Here is a 23,598-nt window from a genome sequence, read left to right on the forward strand (position 1 = left end):
GATTCGCGCTCAGTCAACAAGCTCAATATCATTCATTAATTTTCAACTTTTGGCGACAGTTACTTTGACATTTACCGGTACTATGCGTGATAAGCCCTAAGACACCAAATCATCATTCGCCTATGCCAAATTCTAAGGCCATCATTATCACAAGTCCTAAGGCAAAACCTATGTGGGCAAAATGGGGTGTTTGACTGCGTTGCGTTTCAGGTAATATTTCTGAAATAACAACATAAATCATGGCGCCGGCCGCAAACCCCATTCCATAGGGAAGAATATGCTCAGTAATTCCCATGCTTAGTGCGCCTATCACAGCAAAAATAGGATCAACCATGGCAGACATTTGACCGAAAAAGAAACTTTTCCCGGGTGAAAATCCTGCCCGTAATAGAGGCATAGCAACGACTATTCCTTCTGGGAAATTATGGACGCCAAGCGCCAAGGTAAGAATTAGAGCATTGGTTAAATCAATGGAAGGCTCGCCATACGAAGCCCCTGCAAAAGCGATTCCCATTCCTAATCCTTCAGGAATGTTGTGAAGGATCATTGCTAAAACTAAAAGTAATGTTCTTTTCCAGTATTGGCCAGGTACCGATATGGCTTTAGCGGTATCGATGACCGGCAGTTCTGGAAGGACTTTGTCGCATATCTGAATCCCCACCCAGCCTGATAAGAAACCGCATGCTGCCGGAAACCACTGAAAAGGAGGGGCTATTTTGCTGGCTTCTATTGCGGGTATCAATAATCCCCAGAAACTGGCAGCCAGCATCACGCCAGCGGTAACTCCTAACATGAGGTCTAGGATTTGTTTGCGGGGGCTGGAGAATAAGAAAACGGTGGCAGCCCCGAGTGCCGTGGATGCCCAAGTAAAAATGCCAGCCAACAGAGCCTGAAAAACCGGATGTATTTCAGTAAACCACGCCATAGTATTAGTATCCTATGATGGATTTACTGACAGTGTCTCCCAAAAGAATAGGCGCGTCAAATAGGTCAGCTTTCTTCTAAACAGCGATAAAGTAACTCTTTTACATTTTGCGGTTCAAAGGGTTTATCGCAAATGGCCGATACCCCTGCTTGTTGCACGCTGCTCAGGCTGGCTGTATTTTGTTCGCTGGTGACCATGATGATGGGCAGAAAAGGGTTGTTCAGCTCACGGCGGATAAAACAGGTCAGTTCCCTACCGTCCATTTCCGGCATGTTGTAGTCGGTGATAATCAAGTCAAATTCTTGTTGACTCAATATTTCCGCGGCTTCTTTGCCATCTTTGGCTTCGGTGATATTTTCAATGCCCATATCGTTGAGCACCCGGTGAATGTGTTTGCGAGCCATGCGGCTATCATCCACCAGCAATATGCGTAGGTTTTCAATATCGTAAGTTTCTAGTTGAATCTCTTCGGGATCTAAATACTGTAAAGTCGTTCTCAAGGCGCGAGTCAAGTCTTTACTATCGAAAGGCTTGGGTAGAATAGCAACAACTCCTGCTTGCCTAACAGGATCTAAGAGTTCAATATGAGATTCGCTGGAAACCAGCAAAAATGGCAGTTGATGCAGAGAGGGATCGTTGCGGATTTTAGTCAATAGTTGCACAGCAGTCATATCGGGCAGATACATGCTGCTAATCACTAGATCCGGGACAAAACTGCTCAGTAACTGAAGCGTTTCCTGGCCGCTTCTACTGATTTCTACTTTATCAACCCCCTGTTCATGCAGCCGATTGAGTATAATTTTGGCTTGCGAGGTGGAGGGTTCCACCAGCAGTAACGCTAAATCTTCAATAGCAAGCGATTCCACGAATTGCTCCTGAAAACAGTCATTTCATTAATTCAAGCATAGGCGATTTGCTTCCAAGCACAAGGGTTCCCATGTCGATTGTTTCTTTAGTGGAAGTCAGCAAATCCTATCTTGAAGGCGATGACAGACACTGGATATTTAAAAGCATCTCAATGGCAATTGAAGCCGGTGAATTTATTGTTTTACTGGGAAGGAGCGGTTCCGGGAAGTCCACTTTACTCAATTTGATAGCCGGTATTGATGCGCCCGATTCCGGCAAAATCACTGTCAGTGGCAACGAATTAAATCAGCTCTCAGAAACGAGTCGCACGCTGTTTAGGCGCCGTCATATAGGTTTTGTTTTTCAGTCATTTAATTTGATTCCTACTTTAACGGTGAAAGAAAACATTCTTTTCCCCTTAGAACTTAATAATCTGCTAGATAATATTTCGCAGGAAGAAACCGCAGAATTACTCAACCGCTTAAGGCTGCAAGGCCGCGAGAATACCTTCCCGGACCGGCTTTCAGGCGGGGAACAGCAACGGGTGGCGATTGCCCGGGCTTTGATCCATCAACCGGATATTGTGCTGGCGGACGAACCTACTGGCAATTTGGATCTGGAAACCGGCCGGGAAGTGCTGAATCTATTAGACGAGCTTGTTCGCGAACGGGGAAAAACCTTAATTATGGCAACCCACAGCCAGGAAGTGATTGGCATGGCTGACCGTATCCTGACGCTTCGCCACGGCCAGTTAGAATCTGCTGGCCAATGACTTCGCTTTCCTTTCTGGCAGGATTTCGTTTTCTCAAGCATCATCCATGGCAAATTTCGCTGACGCTTTTTGGCGTCGTACTGGGCGTGGCGGTAGTGATCGCCATAGATTTGGCGAAAACAAGCGCGTTGGTTTCATTCGATCGGGCCACTGCCGCGGTTCTAGGCAAAGCCACCCACAGAATCACTGCAACTGACGGCCTGGATGAGAACCTGTATCGAAAACTGTGCTTGGGGGGTATTCGCAAGATCAAGCCCGTGGTGGAAGGTTATATCCAGGCGCAAGGTGACTCACTCAAGTTGATTGGCATTGATGCCTTGGCGGAAGCCGGATTTGATTCTCTTTGGACGCAAACATCGGGACAACAAGGATTCCAGTTGTGGCGGCGGATAATTACAGAGCCAGGCGCTGTGGCGATGGGGAAATCGCTCGCAGAAAAGTTGAACTTGAAATTGGGCGATACATTTAAAATCAAAGCCGGCGAAAAAGATCAGAAGCTGCATCTGGTTGGTATCCTTAATCCCAGCAATGCGCTTCAGCGTCAGGCACTGAAAAGTTCGGTAATTACCGATATTGCAACTGCCCAGGAGATCTTTGACAAAATTGGCCTGCTGACAGCCATTGATGTGATAGTGGATGAAAATCAGCCGGAAGCTGAAATATTAAAGTTGTTGCCGAAAAACGCCGATTGGATGACGCGGGAGGCCGGTAAAACCTCCGCACGGCAAATGACCCGGGCTTTCTATATCAATCTGACGGCATTGAGCCTGCTTTCCTTATTGGTCGGCATGTTTTTGATATACAACAGCGTCAGTTTTCTTGCTGTTCAACGCCGCAAATTATTCGGTATCTTCCGGGTGTTGGGTCTCACCCACCAGCAAATTCTTTTAGGCGTACTGTTGGAAGCAGCTATGTTGGGTATGCTAGGAAGTTTTCTGGGCGTTTTGTCAGGGATTGGACTGGGCCGGGTCCTCTTGGATTTACTGGCCAAAACGCTCAATGACGTGTATTTCCCTATGCCGGGGGCTGAATTGTCGCTGCAACCATTTTCCCTGATGAAAGGATTCGTTTTGGGATTGGGCGCCACGCTGCTGGCCGCGGCCAAACCGGCTCTGGAGTCCTCCCGGGTCAACCCGGTGACCGTGATGGCTCGTTCGGTACTGGAACATCAGGCCCGAAGGCGTGCGCGGGCTGCTTTTGTGGCTGGTATCGTTATGGTGGGTACTGGGTTGATGATGCTTGCCGCCACCTCTAAACTCACGGCCGGTTTTGTTGCCCTGACTTTGGTCGTGCTCGGCTGTGCCCTATTTATTCCATTATTGACCTTGTTGCTTATGCAAGGCTTGCAAAACCTGGGTGGAAAGCTATTTGGCATTCTTGGGCGAATGCCGCCCCGCTCGGTTTCTGTTTCCCTCAGCAGAACGGGCGTGGCAACCGCGGCGTTGATGGTGGCAATGGCCACGACCATAGGAATGAGCTTGATGATCCACAGTTTCCGTCATTCGGTTGCCCTATGGTTGGAACGACGCCTGGATGCCGATTTCTATCTTTATACCTCTGGCCGCGATGTCACCCGGCGTCCGCAACTTCCCCTCGAATTTGCACGGGAAATCCTGAAAGTACCTGGCGTGGCGGGCATTGGCAGTGTCCGTTATTTACGTCAACCCACGGATCATGGATTTTTACGGATCAACGCCTACCAAATTACTCCTCAATCCTTTGCTATCTTCCAATTCAAGAAAAAGGCAGTAGCGGACGTATGGGCCGCCTTTCAAAATGGCTGGGTAATTGTTTCCGAGGCGTATGCTTCACTCCATGGCGTAGAAGCCGGCGATACCATCCAGTTGCCGACGGCCAACGGCATGCAACCGTTTAAAGTGGCGGCTGTTTTCATCGATTACAATGCGGGCCGGGGGATTGTGGCGATGGATCGCAAGATTTACAACCAGTATTGGCATGACGATCAAGTTTCCACCTATTGGATTTATTTGAAAGACGGCGCTGATTCGGACGCCGTTACTGATAATCTGCGTAACCTCAAGCCTGCGGGATATTTGCAGATCAGCGATAACCGGAGCTTGCTGCGCCTGTCTCTGCGGATTTTCGATCAAGCCTTTGCCGTGACGACATTATTGCGATGGTTGACCACTGGCGTGGCGTTTGTTGGTGTGTTCAGCGCGCTGCTTGCCTTGCAGCTGGAGCGAGTCCGGGAAATGGGAATCCTCCGGGCCTTGGGATTGACGCCGCGGCAACTGTGGGGACAAATTTTGGCGGAAACCGCCTGTTTGGGGATACTGGCTGGCGTACTGGCTATTCCGGTGGGTATCACCATGGGTTGGCTTTTGATTGAAGTAATCAATCACCGGGCCTTTGGCTGGACGTTGGAGATGACCATCGACGGTTCTATCCTTGTGGGCGGGGTAGCATTGGCGGTGACGGCCGCTGTGCTGGCAGGTTTGTATCCCGCCTGGAAGATGTCGCGGACTTCTCCCGCCGAGGCATTGCGATACGAGTGAAAAGCGTTTATCTTATGGCCCCAAGTACGTCTTGTCGTGCCGGGAGCGGCAATTAGTTTTACCGCGACATCTCACAATTCAAGTGACGCCAATCCATGCCTAAAACACGATTATTTTCAACTGCCCTGTTTTTTTGGGCGATAGCGCTTTTTGCTTCCCTAACGTTTGCGGTGGTTCCCACCCCGCCTAAACTGGCGGCCGAAAGCTATATCCTAACGGATTTTCACAGTGGCACGGTCCTGGCCGAACAGAATGCGGATGAAAAACTGCCGCCCGCCAGTTTGACCAAGATCATGACGGTCTATGTGGTGTTTAAAGAGTTGAAGCAAGGCAATTTAAAGCTGGATGAACTTGTCACCGTGAGTGAAAAAGCCTGGCGGGCGCCGGGTTCGCGGATGTTTATTGAAGTCAACAAGCAAGTTCCTGTCGAAGATTTACTCAAAGGGGTGATTATTCAATCGGGTAATGATGCCAGCATTGCCTTGGCGGAACATATCGCCGGCGATGAAAGCACCTTTGCCGAGCTGATGAACCATCACGCCAAAGTTCTGGGTCTAACCAATACCAACTATGTCAATAGTACCGGCCTTCCCGATGAAAATCATTACACAACCGCCAAGGATCTCGCTCGTCTAACCCGGGCGTTAATAGCAGAATTTCCTGAGTACTATGGCTGGTTTTCCATTAAGGAATTCACCTACAACGGGATTACCCAGAAAAACCGCAATCTTCTGCTATGGCGCGATCCCACTGTGGATGGCGTGAAAACCGGCCATACGGAGGAAGCAGGTTATTGTCTGGTGGCTTCGGCCAAGCGTGATGACATGCGCTTGATTTCCGCAGTGATGCGAACCGCCAGCGAGAATGCACGGGCTAGCGCCTCCCAAGCCCTCCTCAATTATGGTTTCCGTTTTTTTACCACGCAAAAGGTTCACGATAACGGCAAACCTTTGACTGAAGTCAGGGTGTATAAAGGAAAAACGGAAACCCTGCCCCTCGGGGTGACAGAACCAGTATATGTTACATTGCCAAAAGGCCAAGAGAAAAATCTAGTGACCGAACTGGTGGTGGAACCCTGGCCAAGCGCGCCCGTGGAAAAAGGCCAAAATCTGGGTAAAGTGATATTGAAAGTTGAAGACAAGGTGATTGCTGAAAGGCCATTAATTGCCTTGGAATCCATCGAAGAAGGTGGTTTGATCCGCCAGTGGATGGACGAGGCCTGGCTGATGATCAAGCAGTGGTAATGCCGATGCACGATCCACTGGTTTATTTAAATGGTGAGTTTATTCCTCTGAGCGAGGCCACGGTTTCCGTCCTTGACCGCGGTTTTCTGTTTGGCGATGGGGTTTATGAAGTTATTCCGGTCTACGGCGGCAAGCCTTTTCGACTCGATGACCATTTGCGGCGCTTGGATAATAGCTTATCGGGCATTCGTCTGCCTCCTCCCCTGACCCATGCCCAGTGGCAAGAAATCATCCACGGACTGCTGCAAGGTCAGGGCGATCAATCGGTCTATCTGCAAGTCACCCGGGGCGTGGCCCCCAAACGGGATCATGCTTTTCCCAAAGACGGTCAGCCTACGGTACTGGTGATGGTCAATCCCATGGAAACGGGCGAACCGCAAGCGGTAAAAGCCATTCTGGTTGATGACATCCGCTGGCAGTGGTGTCATATCAAAGCCATTACCCTGCTGGCCAATGTGCTATTGCGCCAGCAGGCCATTGACCGAGGCTGTCATGAGGCCATATTGGTGCGCGATGGCAAGGTAACCGAGGGCGCTGCAAGTAATGTATTCGCGGTGATGGATGGGGTGCTGGTGACGCCCCCAAAAGGCCCCCACCTACTTCCGGGCATTACCCGTGACGTTGTGCTGGAGCTGGCGGGAGCGAACGGAATCGCATTTCGGGAAGAGGAAATCACGCCGGATGACCTTAAACAGGCTGAAGAAATTTGGCTCACCAGTTCCACCCGGGAACTGCTTCCCGTTATCGCTTTGGATGATCAACCCGTGGGCAAGGGAAGACCCGGGCCACTGTGGGAAAAAATGCTTGGCATTTTCCAGGGCTATAAGCAATCACTCCGCAGCGGATCATGAAAGAAAACCAACAAGACATTCTGGAATTTCCCTGTGACTGGCCCGTCAAGGCGTTTGGGCCGGGAACGGAAGCATTTGAATTGGAAGTGGTCAGCATAGTTCGTCGCCATGCACAGGATCTCAAGGAAAATGCGGTCAGAACCCGTCCCAGTAAAGCTGGGAAGTATAGCGCCGTGACGGTGACCATCCGCGCCCAAAGCAGAGCGCAGCTGGAAGCTATCTACACCGATCTGCGCGCCCACCCAGACGTTGTCATGGTGTTGTGAACCAGGTCCGGGTCCGCTGGCTGGGGCAAGTGGAATATCAACCGGTTTGGCGCGCCATGCAACATTACACCGCCCGCCGGAGAGAACAAACCCTGGATGAAATCTGGCTGCTGGAACATCCCCCCGTTTATACTCTGGGGGTACGGGGTTATTCCCACCGGCATGGCAAGGATGAAGGCATATCCTACCCTGTCGCCGGACAAGGGGACGAGCATATTCCTGTCATCCAAACAGACCGGGGTGGCCTGATAACTTATCACGGCCCCGGACAACTCATTGCCTACGTTCTTGTGGATTTGGCCCGCAAGGCGCTCTCGGTTCGGGATTTGGTGACAATGCTTGAAAACGCCGTTATTTCGGTGTTGAAGCAATATGGGATTCATTCTAAGGCCAGGGCTGACGCGCCTGGTGTTTATGTGAATGAGGCCAAAATTGCCTCGATTGGCCTACGGGTCAAGAAATTCCGGAGTTATCATGGCCTGAGTTTGAATGTTGATATGGATCTGACCCCGTTTCAACGAATCAACCCCTGTGGTTATCAGGGGCTAAAAGTTACCCAATTGGCCGATTTGGAAGTACCCCTGAAAATCCACGAGGTTGCGGTTCCCTTGTTGGACAGTTTGCTGCAACAGTTGAATTTTGATGCTATAGAAAGGGTGGAACATCAACTGCCCCGTTTTGAGGAAAACCTGGATGACCAAATTGCTTGACGATTTCCGCGCCCCCTCCCGGGCCCAGCCAGACACCCACCAGCGGGGCGCCGCCAAATTGTCCCGCATTCCAGTGAAAGTGGAGACTGTGGATCAGCCCTTGCCCAAGCCCAAGTGGCTGCGGGTCAAGCTCAGTGCCGATCCCAATGTTACCAGGGTTAAAGGTCTGCTGCGCCGCCATGGCTTATCCAGCGTTTGTGAGGAAGCCGCTTGTCCTAATCTGGGAGAATGCTTCGGACACGGCACAGCCACCTTCATGATTCTCGGCGATCTCTGCACCCGCCGCTGTCCCTTTTGCGACGTTGCCCACGGCCGTCCAGCCCCTCCAGATCCTGAGGAACCCCTCAACCTAGCGCTGGCTGTGCGAGAGCTTAAGTTGAGATATGTGGTTGTCACTTCCGTCAATCGCGATGACTTGCGCGATGGCGGCGCCGCTCATTTTGCTGAATGCATAGCCGTGATTCGAGAGCATGCGCCTGAAACTTTTGTGGAAATCCTGACCCCGGATTTCCGCAAGCAACAAACCAAGGCCCTGGAAATTCTGGCGCAACATCCGCCTGAAGTGTTTAATCATAATCTGGAAACCATTCCCCGTCTTTACCGCCAGGCTCGCCCTGGCGCGGATTATCAGCTATCGCTGAACCTATTGCGAATGGCCAGGAAAACCATGCCCCAAGTGGCCACCAAATCTGGCTTGATGCTGGGGTTGGGAGAAACCAGAGACGAAGTCATCGCCGTCATGCATGACCTTCGCCGTCACCATTGCGAAATGCTCACCCTCGGCCAATATCTGCAACCCACCCGTGACCACCTGCCAGTACAGCGATATATACCCCCAGAAGAATTTGATCAATTGGCTGAAATTGCCAAAGATCTGGGATTCAAACAAGTCGCCTCGGGGCCGCTGGTGCGTTCTTCTTATCATGCGGATCAGCAAGCCAGGGCATTACTTCAAACCTAATATTTGAAGGCCAGGAAAGCGGAGTCCTGCCTATTTGATTATAAAGTACTGGCGTTTCCCCATTTTTTTCAGGTATTTTTAACAAACAAAAGAGGAAGGCCAGTGAGGCGAAGGTATTAAAGTGGTCTTGGGGGCGCTGCTCAGTTTTATCGCTCAACTTTATGGCAACGTCCTTTTTTGTTTTTTGAGCAGCTGTCCATTATTGGGTGCTCAAAAGTGAGATCCGACAGTTATTCCTCCGTCCACAAAGAAAGTTTGGCCAGTCACAAATCGTCCGCCATCACTTGCCAAGTGCAACACCCAAGCCGTGATGTCATCTGTGGTTCCTAATCTATTAAGAGGGTGCAATGCAGCAAGTTTTTCTAGTTCATTAGGGGGCATCAAGTTGTCATACAGTGATGTACTAATTACTGCGGGCGCAATTGTGTTGACTCGGATATTGTTCGCGGCAAATTCGATGGCCAAGTGTCGAGTTAATGTATGTACACCTCCTTTGGCAACCTGTGAAGCTGAACAAGGTGTCGTGGCAAGTGGGTGTTCAACCCACATAGAGCCTATATTTATGATTGCTCCATTATTGTTCCTAATCATCGATGGAATAACGGCCTGGGTTGTGAAGAACGTTCCTTTGACCGCCGTTGAAAGGTACATGTCAAGATCTTTTTCTGTTGCCTCCAAAAACGGCTTTGGTACGAAGATCCCGGCATTGTTGACTAGTACGTCAATGTTTCTGAACTCGCGTATCGCTGTTTCAGCCAACGCCTTACCTGTAGATTTATTCCCCACATCTCCTGGTACCATACATATACGTGCTGCGTGATCTGGGTGCTCGTCAAAGAAACTCTCCAACCGGTCCTTACTGCGCGAATTAATCACTATATTGGCGCCCTTTCTAAGGAAAGCAGATGCCAATGCTCTGCCAATTCCTGATGATGCTCCTGTAATTACAGCCGTTTGATTTTCAAGCATATTTGTCTCCGCTCGGTTAACTACGTGGCCATATTAACCAAAATTGTAGTATAGTTAAAACAGATGTTTTCTATAGAAAACATAGATGATATCTATATGAATTTGCAGCAAATTAAGTATTTCCTCGCAGTCATAGATGCTGGAACATTCTTAGCTGCATCCGAAATGGTGCATGTCAGCCAACCAACGCTTTCGGCGGGAATCAAAAAGCTAGAGGACTCACTAGGTGTGAAGCTATTTCATCGAGGTGGGAGAAAGGCTATCTTGACCCGAGAGGGCGAAATCTTTCATTCGCAGGCTCGTGACGCATATGCCAAGCTCATAAATGTCAAATCCCAGCTTTCCGGTGAGGTCAGTACAGTAAGAATTGGTGTGAGCAATTCCGTTCCCATGCCCAGTATCACAGAAATGATGAAGTCCTATGTCAGACTGCACCCCTCTTCAATCATTGAGATCACGGTGGGTAACAGCAACATTCTTAAAGATGAGTTGATGTTGGGGAAAATTAACTTGCTCTTTTCTGAACGTATACCTTGTGAGGCGGAATGCAAGGTATTGTTTACGGAATCTCTAGAGTTGGTAGTTTCAAAAGACAACCCTCTATCCACACTTGATGTCATCAATATACATGAAATTAACGGGTTCCGATTTGTAGATCGGCGACAATGCGACGTTTGGCACAAAGTACAATCACTTATTGAATCACGCGACATAGTATTACATAAAGTCTGTAGCGCGGAAGAAGATGAAACGGTATTGTCGCTAGTTTCATCGGATTTGGGGGTCTCAATAATGCCTCGTCGCAATACACCCTACCATGTAGCCTTCGTAAGGATTAATGAGCTAAATGTGCTTCGCCCTATCTGCTTGTATCATGATGTGAGTGATAATCCACAAGCATCTGTTTTATTGGAGTGCGCAATGAAGTTCTGGGGACACAATACTTAACTACCCGCCTTTGGCCCAGGTTTCTTTTTCCGCAAGTCATCTCGCCCAAGCAGCTTTTCTGCCATTTGCACAAAACCAGCATCTCCCAATGGACGCCCGGTTCGTTCGTGCCGCTCGAAATCTGGCAGATCCTTTAGCCGCATTGCTTCCAGATACCCATCCCAATCCCCGACCAAAGACAATAACGGCCCGGTTGCCACGATACCCTACCCGTCTCGACCCTTTAGATGCGCATGTACACTACTCCACGGGTAATCCCAAGCGTACCGCACCATGCCGGCCTTGACCGGGTTCAACTCAACATAAACCACCGCACTTAACAACCAGCCCTCATCCATCGGGTAGGAAGCAAATCGCCCCTGCCATAAATAACCGCGCTATTTTTCCCGAAAATTAATCATTTTATTGGGGGAAGCTTAAAGAGATTCTTTAATGAACATATCGTATAGTTTCATGGTTTCCGAAGAAGGTCTGGAATGTAACTTGGCGTCAAATAGCTGACAGAGCTGGCTGTATGTTGTTTCGATTTGATCGACCTGTCCGGTTTTTTCATAACAGCGCATTAAACCCTGATAAAATGCCTCGGGCAGTTCATCGATGCTCAACGCCCTAAGGTAGATATCAATCGCCTGTTGGCATTGATCAGCAACTTCATATCCTTCAGCCAAAAGGCAAGTGGCGCGAACAAACTGATGATGCAACCGGTCGCGCATCGACAGTATCCAATGCTCGCTATGGTTTGCCAAAAATTTTCCAGCGTACAACTCATAGGCTTTTTCCAGTTGCGTGCTATCATCATGCATATGCCGGCATATGCGGTCAAAGCAGCTAGCATCGACCCAGCAATAGTCAGGATTCAAACCCAGTTTGCCATCACTGTACAGAATAGCCTGCTTTTCTTTTAACAATTGACGCGCCCGTTTAACTGTTGTTCGAAGGCTGTTGCACGCAGCATCACCGTCCGCGTCAGGCCATAATGCTTCCATGATCAGCGCGTCGGAGACATTTTGACTTCCGAAAGCAACCAGCGCCTTGATCAACTCCAAAGGTTTTTTTGGGGCTTTTTTGTTAAAAACCACTTCCTTATTATTGACCACCAACCGAAAGCCGCCCAATGTATAAATTTTTACGGGGTACGGCCACAGGTCTGTTTCATATCCAGGCTCCGGCAGTAATCGGTGGCGAGCTATCATTTCCTTTACATAGTCTTTTTCAATACCATTCTGCAAGGCTAGTGAACAAAACTTTGAAAAATCCTGATCCCGCCACCAGAACGCACTGTAAATCCTGGCGCCGCCGAATAAATCAGCCAGGGCTGCGACACAGGCTTTCTGATTGTTATTGATTAAACAGTCTTCCGCATCGACAATACGGGACAAAAATATCAGCATATTAGAGTGTGCAGTTGATGGGTCTTGGCGAATAGAGCGGGTCAATTCCCGCGCCTGGTGATGGTCCCCTCGTTTTAATAAATAACTTGCATAACAAACATCAACAATTTTTTCCAGCATCACGGCGCCGACCATGCTGGCCAGTTTTTTTGCCTGTCCAATGTTTTCACCGGCGGCATGAATGTCGCCAGTATGTATTTCATACCAGGCTCTCAAAACGTGATACATCGCATCATGAAACTCGCCTCCCAAGGCTTTGGTTTCATTCGCTCGCTCAATGTAGCGCGTTGACTGCTCGGTTTTGCCATGATGCAGATTCAAATAACATAGCTGGTCATAAAGACACGATTTCCACAGATAAATCCCTGTTTTATCCGAAAGTTCAACACCCTTGCGAATATTGCCGAGGCATTCTTCCTGTTTGAAAACCGTGGCGTAATAATTGCCCAGCATGGTATGCCAGGTAATTTTTACCAAAGGAGAAGTCTGTTGCTGATTCATAAGGGGTTGAACGGTCTGCACCAGCATTTTTGCTTTTTCAAACTCGCCGCACCACCAGGTCAGGTGAAACAAAAGTTGACCAGCCGCCTGCACCCGGGTTTCAAAATCCTTGCCGAGCATGACAATGTTCCATACTTTTTCCCTGTATTCCGGCATTTTTTCATGCCCGGGCTGGCGCCACATCAAAGCCAGAAATACCGCATAATCCACTTGCGCCTGAATCACAGGGTCGCCCTGTTCTCGCGCCAAAAGAACAATCGAGTCCAGGTCTTCAATCCAGTGATCCAGGGTTTTTACTTCACTCCAGGCGCTTGCATAGGCATTGACAGCGGCGCACCAACTTGCAATTTGCGCCAGCGCATCCTTTTCTTGCTTGCTGGACTGGTATGCTTTTTGAAAATAAGCAATGGCTGCGCGAGGAGTTTTGGATGTTTCTGTGATTCCGCGCCAATAGCAGAGCCAGTGATTCCGGGTTTGCATTGGTTCTGGCAGCGAGACAATCCAGTGACGAAGGGTATTGTGCAAGCCTTTCTCAATCATTGTGTGCGCGTTATTCTCAATCACAGCGCATAATCGCCGCCATTGCCGGGCCTGGCGAAATAACTCGGCGGCATGATCAATATTATTTTCACGCAATAAAATCTCGGCGGCCTGTACGCGGCACGCATTCAATTTGTCCCGCCCGAAAAGCTGCTCAGCTTGCGCCAGTAAAAATTCACGGAACAGGGGGTGATAGTGAAAGCTGTCAATGGCGCCTGAGCAGTGAAAAGTAAAATAATTGCGCTGCGCCATGTCCAGCAATATGGCTTTGGCCTGAGAGTTAGCTGTTAATTGCTTGGCGACAGGGATGTCAATCTGTTGCAAAACAGCGGTTTTTAACAGAAACGCCTTGACCGTTTCGCTGGTGTGTTGAAAGATCTCGCTGGCAAAATAGTGAAATATCTTATAGTGAGTATATTCTGTTGTCGTTAGAGGCAACGCCTTGTCAGCAGACTGTTCCAGCATCAGAATGAGACCGGCGGCCCAGCCCCGGGTTGTGTGATGCAGGGCTGCAATTTTGTTGTGATCGAAAAGTTGTTCGATGTTGCGTAACCTAATCAAGCCGCCGATCTCGTCTTCAGTAAATTCCAGCGGTTGTCCGTCAAGCCATTGCATATCCCCGGTTGTCAGCATCCGCGTCAGATTTTCCGCAGGCGAAGATCGGCTTATTATCACAATACGGATAGTCGATGGAATTTCTCCAAGGAGAATCGGTAATAAGGGTTCAAGCGGATGGTTGCCGCCGATATCCTGAAAATTGTCAAACACCAGAACGGTGTTTTCCGGAAGCCGAGAATAAAAATCACGGATGAAATTCCGGGCGAACACAGCAATGCCGTGCTCATATTCCGGTGTCAGCCGCGGCAGCAGACCTTTTGCCGGGGCGTCTTGCTCGGCCAATAGCGCAAGATAATAAAAGAAGGAGGCCAGATCGCTGTCACCCGCATCAATCCGAAACCACAGCGGCGTTATGGCTTTGGCTTGAAAATAACTTAACACCAATGCCGTTTTACCCGCCCCGGCCGCCCCCGATATCCAGGCAACCGGGTGTTCCAGCATCGCATCCATTTGTAAAAAAAGCCTTTTTCTCTCAAATACACGACTGCAATGCGGAACACTTAGCTTGGCGAATGATCGTGCTTGATACATGGTCATGAGTTCGGGTTCGATCGCTCCTGTCAAGCAAATACTATCATACGTAACCATGTAAATTCCCCCCATCTGTTCCCAATCTGTCACAGATGCCTTGTTACTATTGCAGCCGAGAAATACCTTAGGATTACGTTTAGAGGTAAATATTATGAAACGACAACAAAGCTATCTTAACCACTCCAACCCATACCCCAGACAGAACCGCAGGCAACCGGCCGCCACACAAACTCAGCATCAATACCGGCGCATGTGCTGTAACCTTTTTGTTGCAGTGCTTGCTGTCTCAGGGTTGATTTCCACCCAGGTCGCGCAGGCGGTTTCGTTGCCTCGGAATATTGTCAGTACCATTGAATACACTAAACTTCATTCTTCAACGACGGCAGATTTCTTTGATACAAGAGCTTTCGATGTTAATCCTGCTCCTCATGTGACCAATCAGGCTTTAGACAATAATTCCAAGTTGGTGGGCACCAGCTACGCAGATGCTCAAGGGCAATGGGGGAACTCAGCGAATGCCCGTTTTATTGATGCTGGTATTGAAGCAACCTCTGTTTATCAGGCCACTTTTACCAAGCATAGTGATCAGGATGTCTTAACGACCAGGATTAGCAATACCTTTTTATCTTTACGGGACTTTGGTAGCTCGGTGCAGGGTGATCTGGAAGCTAGGTTTAAATTTATTGTAAACATATCCCCTCGCCCGTCATTCACATATACTCCAATCATTGGTGAGGTTTCGCTACGGGGTCGAGCAGGCCGAGGTTTTTCATTATCTGGTGATACTGATCTTTTTACCGGCATCTATACGGAAGAGGTAAGTCCAGTTGGGACGCCTTTAGCAGCCGTTTATGATTTGGATACTTTTTCAGTCGAGATTCCTCTGTATCAACAATTCACTGAAATCGCTGTCGGTGATGAATTTATAGTTGAATGGGTTGCAATTTCTTCCGCAGTTGCACAAGGTGGAGAAACATTAGCTAAAACTCAGTTCTGGGACCCCATTGGTGGTACGCCAGGGCCATTTTTTAGTGTTGGCCCGAGTGTATCAACGGTGCCCGTACCCGCTGCAATCTGGCTATTTGGCTCAGGGTTTCTCGGTCTTGTCGGAATAAGCGCCAGGAAGCGCAGACCGATTCAAGACTAATCTGCTTTAAGGCGCAGGGATGCGCCTGCTGCTTCTGCCCGGTGGCTTCACCAAATCAAGAGGCGGCGCCGGTGACGGGAAACTGAAGGACACCCATGGATTTGATCCCCGGATTGCCCCATGCTAGTTTTTTTAACCTCCACAATCAACCCTGAACTTCCAACATGACCAAAGCCCGTTCTTCTCGCGTCTCTCTGCAGGACACCCCCAGGTACCACTGCGTCAGCCATTGTGTCCGTTGCGCCTTTTTGTGTGGCGAGGATAGCTATGCGGGGGAAAGTTTCGAGCACCGGCGGGACTGGATTGCCGAGCGGATCAAGCAACTGGCGGGAATCTTCGCCATCGACGTGGCCGCCTATGCGGTGATGAGCAATCACTGGTGGTGCGCATCGACCGGGAACGGGCCTTGGGCTGGTCGGTGGAGGAGGTGCTTCAGCGTTGGACGATGCTGTTTTCCGGCCCGCCTTTAGTGACGAAATATCTCTCAGAGGCCCGTGGTGAAATGAGCAAGGCGGAAATCGCCAAAGTGGAGGAGCTGGCGTCGATCTATCGGGGGCGGTTGTACGATCTTTCCTGGTTAATGCGCACTTTGAACGAGTACATCGCACGCCGCGCCAATGCCGAGGATGGCGTGAAAGGCCGGTTCTGGGAAGGGCGTTTCAAGAGCCAGGCGTTGTTGGATGAGCCTACCCTGCTGGCGGCGATGGCCTATGTAGATTTCAACTTGGTGCGGGCCGGGATTGCCGAAACCCCGGAAACTTCGGACTACACCTCGATTCAAGAACGGGCCGGCGGATTGCCGGAAAAGATGGAAACCGCAGAACCACCCCCGCCTGAAGTCCAATCCCGAGAGCCTAATGTTCCCTTGCCGGAAGCCTAGGTCCAAAGCCTGCCGCAGGCCCCCTTGATGCCCTTCGACGCCACCGGTCGCACCCCCTTTACGATTCCCTTCGCCTTCGAGGATTATCTGGAACTGGTGGACTGGACTGGCCGGGCCATTCGGGATGACAAGCACAGGCATATTCCTGCTCATCAGCCCAAAATCCTGGCTCGATTGGGCATCGATGCTGAAGTCTTCATCACCCACGCGGATCGGCTGTTGCAGCGCTTCGGCACGGCAGTGGGGGCGCCTTCGTCGCTGGTCAGCCTATGCGCCAGTCGGCAGAGCCGTTATCTGCGCGGTATTCGGACAGAGACGTTTGTTCCAGAATCAGCGGGCTGCTTGATGCCGGATGTGGTTTCGGCGGCACGTTGGCCGGCCTATATGAAAATAGAAATTGACAGGCTCAACATCGATCAGCGCCAATTGGCGCATGCCAGAATGCCGGAAAGCGTGTGTTCTCATGGCGGCTATGGACAAAAGGGACATTACTGCTTTGGAATAACACGATTGTAAGGCAACCTTGATTTTGGCAGTGGAGAACTATACAATCCATCGCTTATTTGTGTGTGGTTGATAGAGTGGACAGTCTGGTTATCGAAGCTGTCAGGAGAATCCTCCACAGGCAAATAGTGGTATTGCTGTGTGTCGCCCTTGCAAGTTGGATAATTTTCGATTGGCAAGTAGCCCGCTCGATTTTACTGGGTGGGGCGATATCCTGGATACCAAACGCCTATTTGGCGATAAAAATAAGCCGCTCGAGCGGCAAAAAACCCGAACAGATTGTGCGCGGGTTTTATATCGGGGAAACAGTGAAATTCATCTTAACGATGGTCTTGTTTGTTATGGTATTTCAAATGCCAAATATCCTGTTTTTGCCGTTAATGATTGGATTTGCCGCAGTATTGAGCGTGCATTGGCTCGCGCTCCTGTTGGAAAAAAGCTAAAAGTCTTGAGATTTAAGAGGGGAAAATGGCAGCAAAAAGCGCTACCGAGTACATCGTCCACCATTTAACGCCGCTTCATGCAGGTGATGGTTTTTGGACCCTGCATTTGGATACCCTGTTTTTTTCCGCTGTCTTGGGCTTGGTATTTGTTTTGACTTTCAAGTGGGCGGCAGAACGTGCTACTTCTGATGTCCCTAGTCCTTTACAGAATTTTGCCGAGATGCTGCTGGAATTTGTCGATACCCAGGTCAAGGATACCTTTCACGGGCGTAACGAATTAATCGCTCCATTGGCTTTGACTATTTTCTGCTGGGTATTCTTGATGAATGCTATGGATTTGTTGCCGGTGGATTTGCTTCCCACCATCGCCGCCCTGGAAGGAACCCCTTATTTGAGAGTGGTGCCGAGCACGGATTTGAATGCTACCTTCGCCATGTCCATCAGCGTCTTTCTGCTGATTATCTTTTACAGTATCAAGGTGAAAGGCGGTTGGGGCTTTCTCAAAGAGATGATGCTGCATCCATTCGGCGTTTGGTTTATTCCATTCAACTTGTTGTTAAGGTTGGTTGAGGAGTTTGCCAAGCCTGTCTCGCTGGCGCTTCGTTTATTTGGGAACATGTACGCTGGCGAGTTGATTTTTATTTTGATTGCTCTGATGCCTTGGTATCTCCAGCCATTACTGAGCTTTCCATGGGCGGTCTTTCATATTCTGATTATCACCCTGCAAGCTTTTATTTTTATGGTGCTGACCATTGTATATTTAAGCATGGCGCACGCATCCCATTGATTTAAGTTAATACTATTCAGTTAATAATACGGAGGAAACGATGGAAAATTTGGCTATGATTGCTGACATTCAAGGCTTGACCGCAATTGCCGTGGGTTTGGTGCTCGGCATGGGGGCGATGGGAACAGCGATCGGTTTTGGTCTGTTGGGAGGTAAATTTCTTGAAGGCGCCGCCCGCCAGCCGGAAATGGTACCGATGTTGCAGGTCAAGATGTTTATCGTTGCCGGTCTCTTGGACGCGGTGACCATGATTGGCGTCGGTATGGCGTTGTTTTTCACCTTCGCAAACCCTTTCCTTTCTCCGGTTACAGGTGGATAAGCATTATAAAGTCCTCGAAAGAAGGAATATCCCATTCACCTTGGAGATTAGAGGTCAGGTGTTGTGAGCATTAACATTACCCTCTTGGGGCAAATGATCACTTTTGCGCTTCTGGTGTGGTTCACCATGAAGTATGTGTGGCCGCCCCTAACAGAGGCGCTGGAAGAGCGCAAAAAGAAGATTGCCGAAGGTCTGGCTGCTGCGGAACGCGGCAAGCATGAAATGGAATTGGCGGAAAAACGGGCCAAGACCGTCATAAAAGAAGCCAAGGATCAGGCGAATGAAATCATTACCTTGGCGCAGAAGCGTGCCAATGAAATTGTTGACGAGGCCAAGGAAACCGCCCGGGAAGAAGGCAACCGGATAATCGCGGCAGCGCGTGCGGAAATTGAGCAAGAAGTTCACCGGGCAAAAGAAGATCTCAAAGAACAAGTCTCTCAGTTGGTAGTCACCGCAGCAGAACAAATCCTGCATAAGGAAATTGACAAAGCCAAGCACCAGGAAATTCTTGAAAATGTGACCAAGCAACTGGAGCAAGCGTAATGAGCGAATTGTCCACGCTTGCAAGACCCTATGCCGAGGCCGTCTTTAAACTGGCCTTGGAGAGCGGGAAACTGGATCATTGGTCTGAAATGCTGGAATTCTTGTCCCTGGCGATGCAGGACAAGGAGTTGGCTTGGGCGGCGGTCAACCCCAACGTCTCCAAGGAAGATCTATTGCGATTGATCTTGGATGTCGGCAAGGGGTACTTGGATAAAGAAGGTCAGAACTTCGTCAAACTTCTGGTTGAGAATGACAAGATTACTTTAATCGATCAGATACGAGAGCTTTATGAACAATTTCGGGCGGAGCACGAAGGGTTGCTTGATGTCGAGGTCAGGACAGCTTATGCCTTGAGCAAGGAGAACGAGAAAAAACTCAGTGCCGCCTTGGAAAAGAAATTTGGCAAAAAGGTCCGCTTCCACGTTATCAAAGATAATAGTCTGATTGGTGGCGTTCAGATCAAAGCAGGCGATAAAGTCATTGACGGTTCAGTCCGTGGGCAATTAGAACGATTGGCAAAAAGACTCTTCAGCTAGAGCGAGATAAAAAATGCAATTGAATCCAGCGGAAATCAGCGATCTTATCAAAGAGAAGATCAAGGAATTTGAAACGGGCGTGGAAGCCCGTACGGAAGGCACCATCGTCAGTTTGACCGATGGCATTGTGCGCATTCATGGATTGGAAGACGTCATGCACGGGGAAATGTTGGAATTTCCCGGCGACACATTTGGGATGGCGCTGAACTTGGAGCGTGATTCAGTGGGCGCCGTGGTCATGGGAGACTACCAACACTTGGCCGAAGGCGACAGCGTGAAGTGTACCGGCCGGATTTTCCAGGTGCCAGTGGGAGAAGCTTTGTTGGGCCGGGTTGTCGATGCTTTGGGCCGTCCCATGGATGGTAAAGGACCGGTGGAAACCGATGTCTTTTCTCCCATTGAAAAAATCGCGCCTGGGGTAATTGCGCGCCAGTCCGTTGATCAGCCGCTGCAAACCGGATTGAAGGCGATTGACGCCATGATCCCCATTGGTCGTGGTCAGCGTGAGTTGATTATTGGTGACCGCCAGACCGGTAAAACCGCGATCGCCATTGACACTATCATCAATCAAAAAGGGACCGGCGTTAAGTGTATCTATGTGGCGGTAGGGCAAAAACAATCCACGGTAGCCAACATCGTGCGCAAGCTGGAAGAGCACGGCGCCATGGAATTTACCACTGTGGTGGCGGCTACCGCTGCGGAAGCCGCGGCACTGCAGTTTATTGCGCCGTATGCCGGTTGCGCCATGGGCGAGTATTATCGTGACAAAGGCGAGGATGCGCTGATTATCTACGACGATTTAACCAAACAAGCCTGGGCCTACCGCCAAGTTTCCTTGTTGCTCCGACGGCCACCAGGGCGAGAGGCGTACCCTGGGGATATTTTCTATCTCCACTCACGCTTGCTGGAACGGGCCGCCCGGATTAATGCCGAGGAAGTGGAGAAGCTCACCAACGGTAAAGTGAAAGGCCGTACTGGTTCCCTTACCGCGCTGCCAATCATTGAGACCCAGGCAGGCGATGTCTCGGCATTCGTGCCGACTAACGTGATTTCCATCACCGACGGCCAGATTTATCTGGAAACCGATCTGTTTAACGCCGGCATTCGGCCTGCGGTGAATCCGGGGATTTCCGTTTCCCGGGTAGGGGGCGCGGCCCAAACCAAGATCATCAAAAAATTGGGCGGCGGTATCCGCCTGGACTTGGCTCAATATCGGGAACTAGCTGCGTTTGCTCAATTTGCTTCGGACTTGGATGAAGCGACCCGCAAACAGATCGAACGCGGTCAGCGAGTAACCGAGCTCCTCAAGCAGCCTCAGTATTCCCCCATGTCCGTAGCGGAACAAGCGGTTTCCCTGTTTGCCGCCAATGAAGGCTATCTCGATGATATTCCAGTGAATAAGATCCGGGATTTCGAAGATGCGTTGCAGGATTTTATGCGCAGTGAATATGCGGATTTACTGGCCAAAATAAACGAGACCTGCGATTACAATGATGAAATCGCAGAAGCCTTGCATGAGGCCATCAAGAAATTCAAATCCACCCACACTTGGTAAAAGCTAATGGCTGTCGGTAAAGAAATCCGCACCAAAATCGAGAGTATCAAAAATACTCAAAAGATCACCAAGGCCATGGAGATGGTGGCTGCGAGTAAGATGCGCAAAACTCAAGACCGGATGCGTTCCAGCCGGCCCTATGCGCGGCGCATTCATCAGATCATCAAGCATCTAGCCTATGCCCATCCAGAGTATAAACATCCTTTTTTGCTTCCCCGGGATGGAAATAGAATTGGGATCATATTGATATCGACAGATCGTGGTCTTTGCGGCGGCCTCAATGCTAATTTGTTCCGTGGCCTTCTGCGGCAGATGAAAAGCTGGGAAGAGGCCGGCAATCAGCTAGAGATGGGCGTGATTGGCCAAAAAGGTTTTTCCTTTTTCTCGGGGGTTGGCGGTAATATCACTTCCCAAGTCACGCAACTGGGCGATGCCCCCCATCTTGAGGACATTATCGGGGTCGTCAAAGTGATGTTGGACAAATATGACGACGGAGAATTGGACCGTATTTATCTGGTTTTCAATGAATTCGTCAATACCATGACACAAAAGCCGGTCATCCAACAGCTTTTACCCATCGAAGTGGAAGAAGAGGAAGAAGCCGAAGATGAGTCATTGATAACCCACTGGGATTACATCTACGAACCTGATGCGCGGGAAGTTTTGGATGAATTGTTGACTCGTTATATCGAGTCCATCGTTTTTCAGGGACTGGTGGAAAATAAAGCCTGCGAGCAAGCGGCGAGAATGGTGGCGATGAAAAGCGCTTCAGACAACGCCGGTAAATTTATTGACGAATTGCAACTGGTTTATAACAAAGCCCGTCAGGCATCAATTACTCAAGAGCTTTCAGAGATTGTCTCTGGCGCGGCGGCTATTCAATAAGAATTTTAGATTTGAGAGGAACTTCAATGAGTTCGGGAAAGATTGTTCAAATTATCGGGGCGGTAGTGGATGTGGACTTTCCGAGAGAATCATTACCCCACGTCTACCATGCGTTAAAAGTGGAAAATGAGGATTTGATTCTGGAAGTCCAACAGCAGTTGGGTGACGGTGTGGTCAGGACCGTAGCCATGGGCAGCACCGACGGTTTGCGCCGAGGGATGGAAGTTACCAATACGGGTGCGCCGATTTCAGTCCCCATCGGCACGGAAACCCTGGGAAGGATTATGAATGTCCTGGGCGAGCCCATTGATGAAAAAGGGCCGATAGGGGAAAAGGAACGCTGGCCAATTCACCGCAAGGCGCCCAGTTACGAAGAACAGTCCCCGGCACAGGAATTGCTGGAAACCGGCATTAAAGTGATCGACCTGATCTGTCCATTTGCCAAGGGTGGTAAAGTGGGTCTGTTTGGCGGCGCCGGTGTGGGCAAGACCGTGAATATGATGGAATTGATCCGCAACATCGCCATCGAGCACAGTGGGTATTCCGTATTCGCCGGTGTTGGGGAGCGTACCCGCGAAGGGAACGATTTCTACCACGAAATGAAGGAAAGCAACGTTCTGGATAAGGTGGCGCTGGTTTATGGCCAGATGAACGAACCACCCGGCAACCGTCTACGGGTGGCATTGACAGGACTGACGATCGCCGAGAATTTCCGCGAGGAAGGCCGGGATGTCTTGCTGTTCATTGATAATATTTACCGTTACACCCTGGCGGGGACCGAGGTATCCGCGCTTTTGGGACGGATGCCATCCGCGGTAGGTTATCAGCCGACCTTGGCTGAAGAAATGGGCATTCTGCAAGAGCGAATTACTTCCACCAAAACCGGTTCCATTACCTCCATTCAGGCGGTTTACGTTCCAGCCGACGACTTGACCGACCCGTCCCCGGCCACAACCTTCGCGCATTTGGATGCAACCGTTGTGTTGTCGCGGCAGATCGCCGAGTTGGGCATTTATCCTGCGGTGGATCCCCTGGATTCCACCAGCCGCCAGTTGGATCCTTTGGTCATCGGCCACGAACATTACGACGTTGCCCGGCAGGTTCAATCCACCTTGCAGCGTTACAAGGAACTGCGGGACATTATCGCGATTTTGGGCATGGATGAGTTGTCGGAAGAAGATAAATTGACGGTATCCCGCGCCCGCAAAATCCAACGCTTCCTTTCTCAGCCATTTTTTGTTGCCGAAGTGTTTACAGGATCACCCGGAAAATATGTGCCTTTGAAGGAAACCATCCGTGGCTTTAAAGGCATAGTCGAAGGAGAATACGACGATATCCCCGAACAAGCCTTTTATATGGTGGGAACCATCGAAGAAGCGCTGGAAAAAGCCAAAAAGATTGCAGCTTAAT

Annotated in this window: 22 protein-coding genes and 1 pseudogene; 18 read left to right on the forward strand and 5 right to left on the reverse strand. The window is 49.8% G+C overall.

The features are described 5' to 3' along the window. Nucleotides 1-112 precede the first annotated feature (112 nt). Nucleotides 113-925, reverse strand: coding sequence for a hypothetical protein (locus tag AXA67_01285; GenBank protein KXJ39510.1), 813 nt, complete (start codon nucleotides 923-925; stop codon nucleotides 113-115). Nucleotides 926-990: 65 nt separating this feature from the next. After that, nucleotides 991-1,791, reverse strand: a complete 801-nt coding sequence (locus tag AXA67_01290; GenBank protein ID KXJ39511.1) for a two-component system response regulator — start codon at nucleotides 1,789-1,791, stop codon at nucleotides 991-993. A gap of 71 nt (nucleotides 1,792-1,862) precedes the next feature. Between AXA67_01290 and AXA67_01295 the strand changes: the two genes are divergently transcribed. From AXA67_01295 to AXA67_01325, 7 genes are all read left to right on the forward strand, one after another. Next, a complete protein-coding gene (locus tag AXA67_01295) occupies nucleotides 1,863-2,543 on the forward strand; it encodes an ABC transporter ATP-binding protein (protein KXJ39512.1) in 681 nt (226 codons plus the stop codon). Next, the gene (locus AXA67_01300; protein ID KXJ39513.1) at nucleotides 2,540-5,059 is read left to right on the forward strand and encodes a hypothetical protein; all 2,520 of its coding nucleotides are present in this window, start codon (nucleotides 2,540-2,542) and stop codon (nucleotides 5,057-5,059) included. Before AXA67_01295 ends, AXA67_01300 begins: the two co-directional genes overlap by 4 nt. A gap of 95 nt (nucleotides 5,060-5,154) precedes the next feature. After that, nucleotides 5,155-6,303 carry a D-alanyl-D-alanine carboxypeptidase gene (locus tag AXA67_01305; GenBank protein KXJ39514.1) on the forward strand — a complete coding sequence of 383 codons (1,149 nt, stop codon included), beginning with the start codon at nucleotides 5,155-5,157 and terminating at the stop codon, nucleotides 6,301-6,303. Nucleotides 6,304-6,308: 5 nt separating this feature from the next. Continuing rightward, nucleotides 6,309-7,154 carry a D-amino acid aminotransferase gene (locus AXA67_01310; protein ID KXJ39557.1) on the forward strand — a complete coding sequence of 282 codons (846 nt, stop codon included), beginning with the start codon at nucleotides 6,309-6,311 and terminating at the stop codon, nucleotides 7,152-7,154. Then, nucleotides 7,151-7,420: a transcriptional regulator gene (locus AXA67_01315; GenBank protein KXJ39515.1), complete on the forward strand. Its 270-nt coding sequence runs from the start codon at nucleotides 7,151-7,153 to the stop codon at nucleotides 7,418-7,420. Before AXA67_01310 ends, AXA67_01315 begins: the two co-directional genes overlap by 4 nt. Further along, the gene (locus AXA67_01320; protein ID KXJ39516.1) at nucleotides 7,417-8,130 is read left to right on the forward strand and encodes a hypothetical protein; all 714 of its coding nucleotides are present in this window, start codon (nucleotides 7,417-7,419) and stop codon (nucleotides 8,128-8,130) included. Before AXA67_01315 ends, AXA67_01320 begins: the two co-directional genes overlap by 4 nt. Beyond that, entirely contained in the window at nucleotides 8,114-9,091 is a 978-nt protein-coding gene (locus AXA67_01325; GenBank protein ID KXJ39517.1) for a lipoyl synthase, read from the forward strand. Before AXA67_01320 ends, AXA67_01325 begins: the two co-directional genes overlap by 17 nt. A 210-nt stretch (nucleotides 9,092-9,301) precedes the next feature. Here the strand turns inward: AXA67_01325 and AXA67_01330 are convergent, their stop codons facing one another. Next, entirely contained in the window at nucleotides 9,302-10,060 is a 759-nt protein-coding gene (locus tag AXA67_01330; GenBank protein ID KXJ39518.1) for a short-chain dehydrogenase, read from the reverse strand. A gap of 96 nt (nucleotides 10,061-10,156) precedes the next feature. Between AXA67_01330 and AXA67_01335 the strand changes: the two genes are divergently transcribed. Then, nucleotides 10,157-11,008, forward strand: coding sequence for a hypothetical protein (locus AXA67_01335; protein ID KXJ39519.1), 852 nt, complete (start codon nucleotides 10,157-10,159; stop codon nucleotides 11,006-11,008). On the opposite strand, the gene AXA67_01340 is transcribed toward AXA67_01335, so the two are convergent. Next, nucleotides 11,005-11,190 (reverse strand): hypothetical protein, encoded by a 186-nt coding sequence (locus AXA67_01340; GenBank protein ID KXJ39520.1) that lies wholly within the window; start codon nucleotides 11,188-11,190, stop codon nucleotides 11,005-11,007. The genes AXA67_01335 and AXA67_01340 overlap by 4 nt on opposite strands. Before the next feature lie 234 nt (nucleotides 11,191-11,424). Further along, nucleotides 11,425-14,508, reverse strand: coding sequence for a hypothetical protein (locus AXA67_01345; protein ID KXJ39521.1), 3,084 nt, complete (start codon nucleotides 14,506-14,508; stop codon nucleotides 11,425-11,427). A gap of 232 nt (nucleotides 14,509-14,740) precedes the next feature. On the opposite strand from AXA67_01345, the gene AXA67_01350 reads away from it, so the two are divergent. From AXA67_01350 to AXA67_01395, 10 genes and pseudogenes are all read left to right on the forward strand, one after another. Further along, entirely contained in the window at nucleotides 14,741-15,736 is a 996-nt protein-coding gene (locus AXA67_01350) for a hypothetical protein (protein ID KXJ39522.1), read from the forward strand. Nucleotides 15,737-15,900: 164 nt separating this feature from the next. After that, nucleotides 15,901-16,922, forward strand: a pseudogene (locus tag AXA67_01355) (transposase). Between the two features lie 326 nt (nucleotides 16,923-17,248). Then, nucleotides 17,249-17,563 carry a hypothetical protein gene (locus AXA67_01360; GenBank protein KXJ39523.1) on the forward strand — a complete coding sequence of 105 codons (315 nt, stop codon included), beginning with the start codon at nucleotides 17,249-17,251 and terminating at the stop codon, nucleotides 17,561-17,563. A 25-nt stretch (nucleotides 17,564-17,588) separates the two neighbouring features. Then, nucleotides 17,589-18,350 carry a F0F1 ATP synthase subunit A gene (locus AXA67_01365; protein KXJ39524.1) on the forward strand — a complete coding sequence of 254 codons (762 nt, stop codon included), beginning with the start codon at nucleotides 17,589-17,591 and terminating at the stop codon, nucleotides 18,348-18,350. Between the two features lie 40 nt (nucleotides 18,351-18,390). After that, on the forward strand, nucleotides 18,391-18,669 hold the full coding sequence (locus AXA67_01370) for an ATP synthase F0F1 subunit C (GenBank protein ID KXJ39525.1): 279 nt from the start codon (nucleotides 18,391-18,393) through the stop codon (nucleotides 18,667-18,669). Nucleotides 18,670-18,732: 63 nt separating this feature from the next. Then, complete coding sequence (locus tag AXA67_01375; protein KXJ39526.1) at nucleotides 18,733-19,212, forward strand: ATP synthase subunit B; 480 nt, start codon at nucleotides 18,733-18,735, stop codon at nucleotides 19,210-19,212. Continuing rightward, entirely contained in the window at nucleotides 19,212-19,748 is a 537-nt protein-coding gene (locus AXA67_01380; GenBank protein ID KXJ39527.1) for an ATP synthase subunit delta, read from the forward strand. The genes AXA67_01375 and AXA67_01380 overlap by 1 nt, the downstream gene beginning before the upstream one ends. A 13-nt stretch (nucleotides 19,749-19,761) precedes the next feature. Further along, nucleotides 19,762-21,303: an ATP synthase subunit alpha gene (locus tag AXA67_01385; GenBank protein ID KXJ39528.1), complete on the forward strand. Its 1,542-nt coding sequence runs from the start codon at nucleotides 19,762-19,764 to the stop codon at nucleotides 21,301-21,303. 6 nt (nucleotides 21,304-21,309) lie between these two features. Further along, entirely contained in the window at nucleotides 21,310-22,188 is an 879-nt protein-coding gene (locus AXA67_01390) for a F0F1 ATP synthase subunit gamma (GenBank protein ID KXJ39529.1), read from the forward strand. Nucleotides 22,189-22,214: 26 nt separating this feature from the next. Further along, nucleotides 22,215-23,597, forward strand: a complete 1,383-nt coding sequence (locus tag AXA67_01395; GenBank protein KXJ39530.1) for an ATP synthase subunit beta — start codon at nucleotides 22,215-22,217, stop codon at nucleotides 23,595-23,597. Nucleotide 23,598: the final 1 nt, after the last annotated feature.

This window comes from Methylothermaceae bacteria B42 (genome assembly GCA_001566965.1).
Taxonomy (GTDB): domain Bacteria; phylum Pseudomonadota; class Gammaproteobacteria; order Methylococcales; family Methylothermaceae; genus Methylohalobius.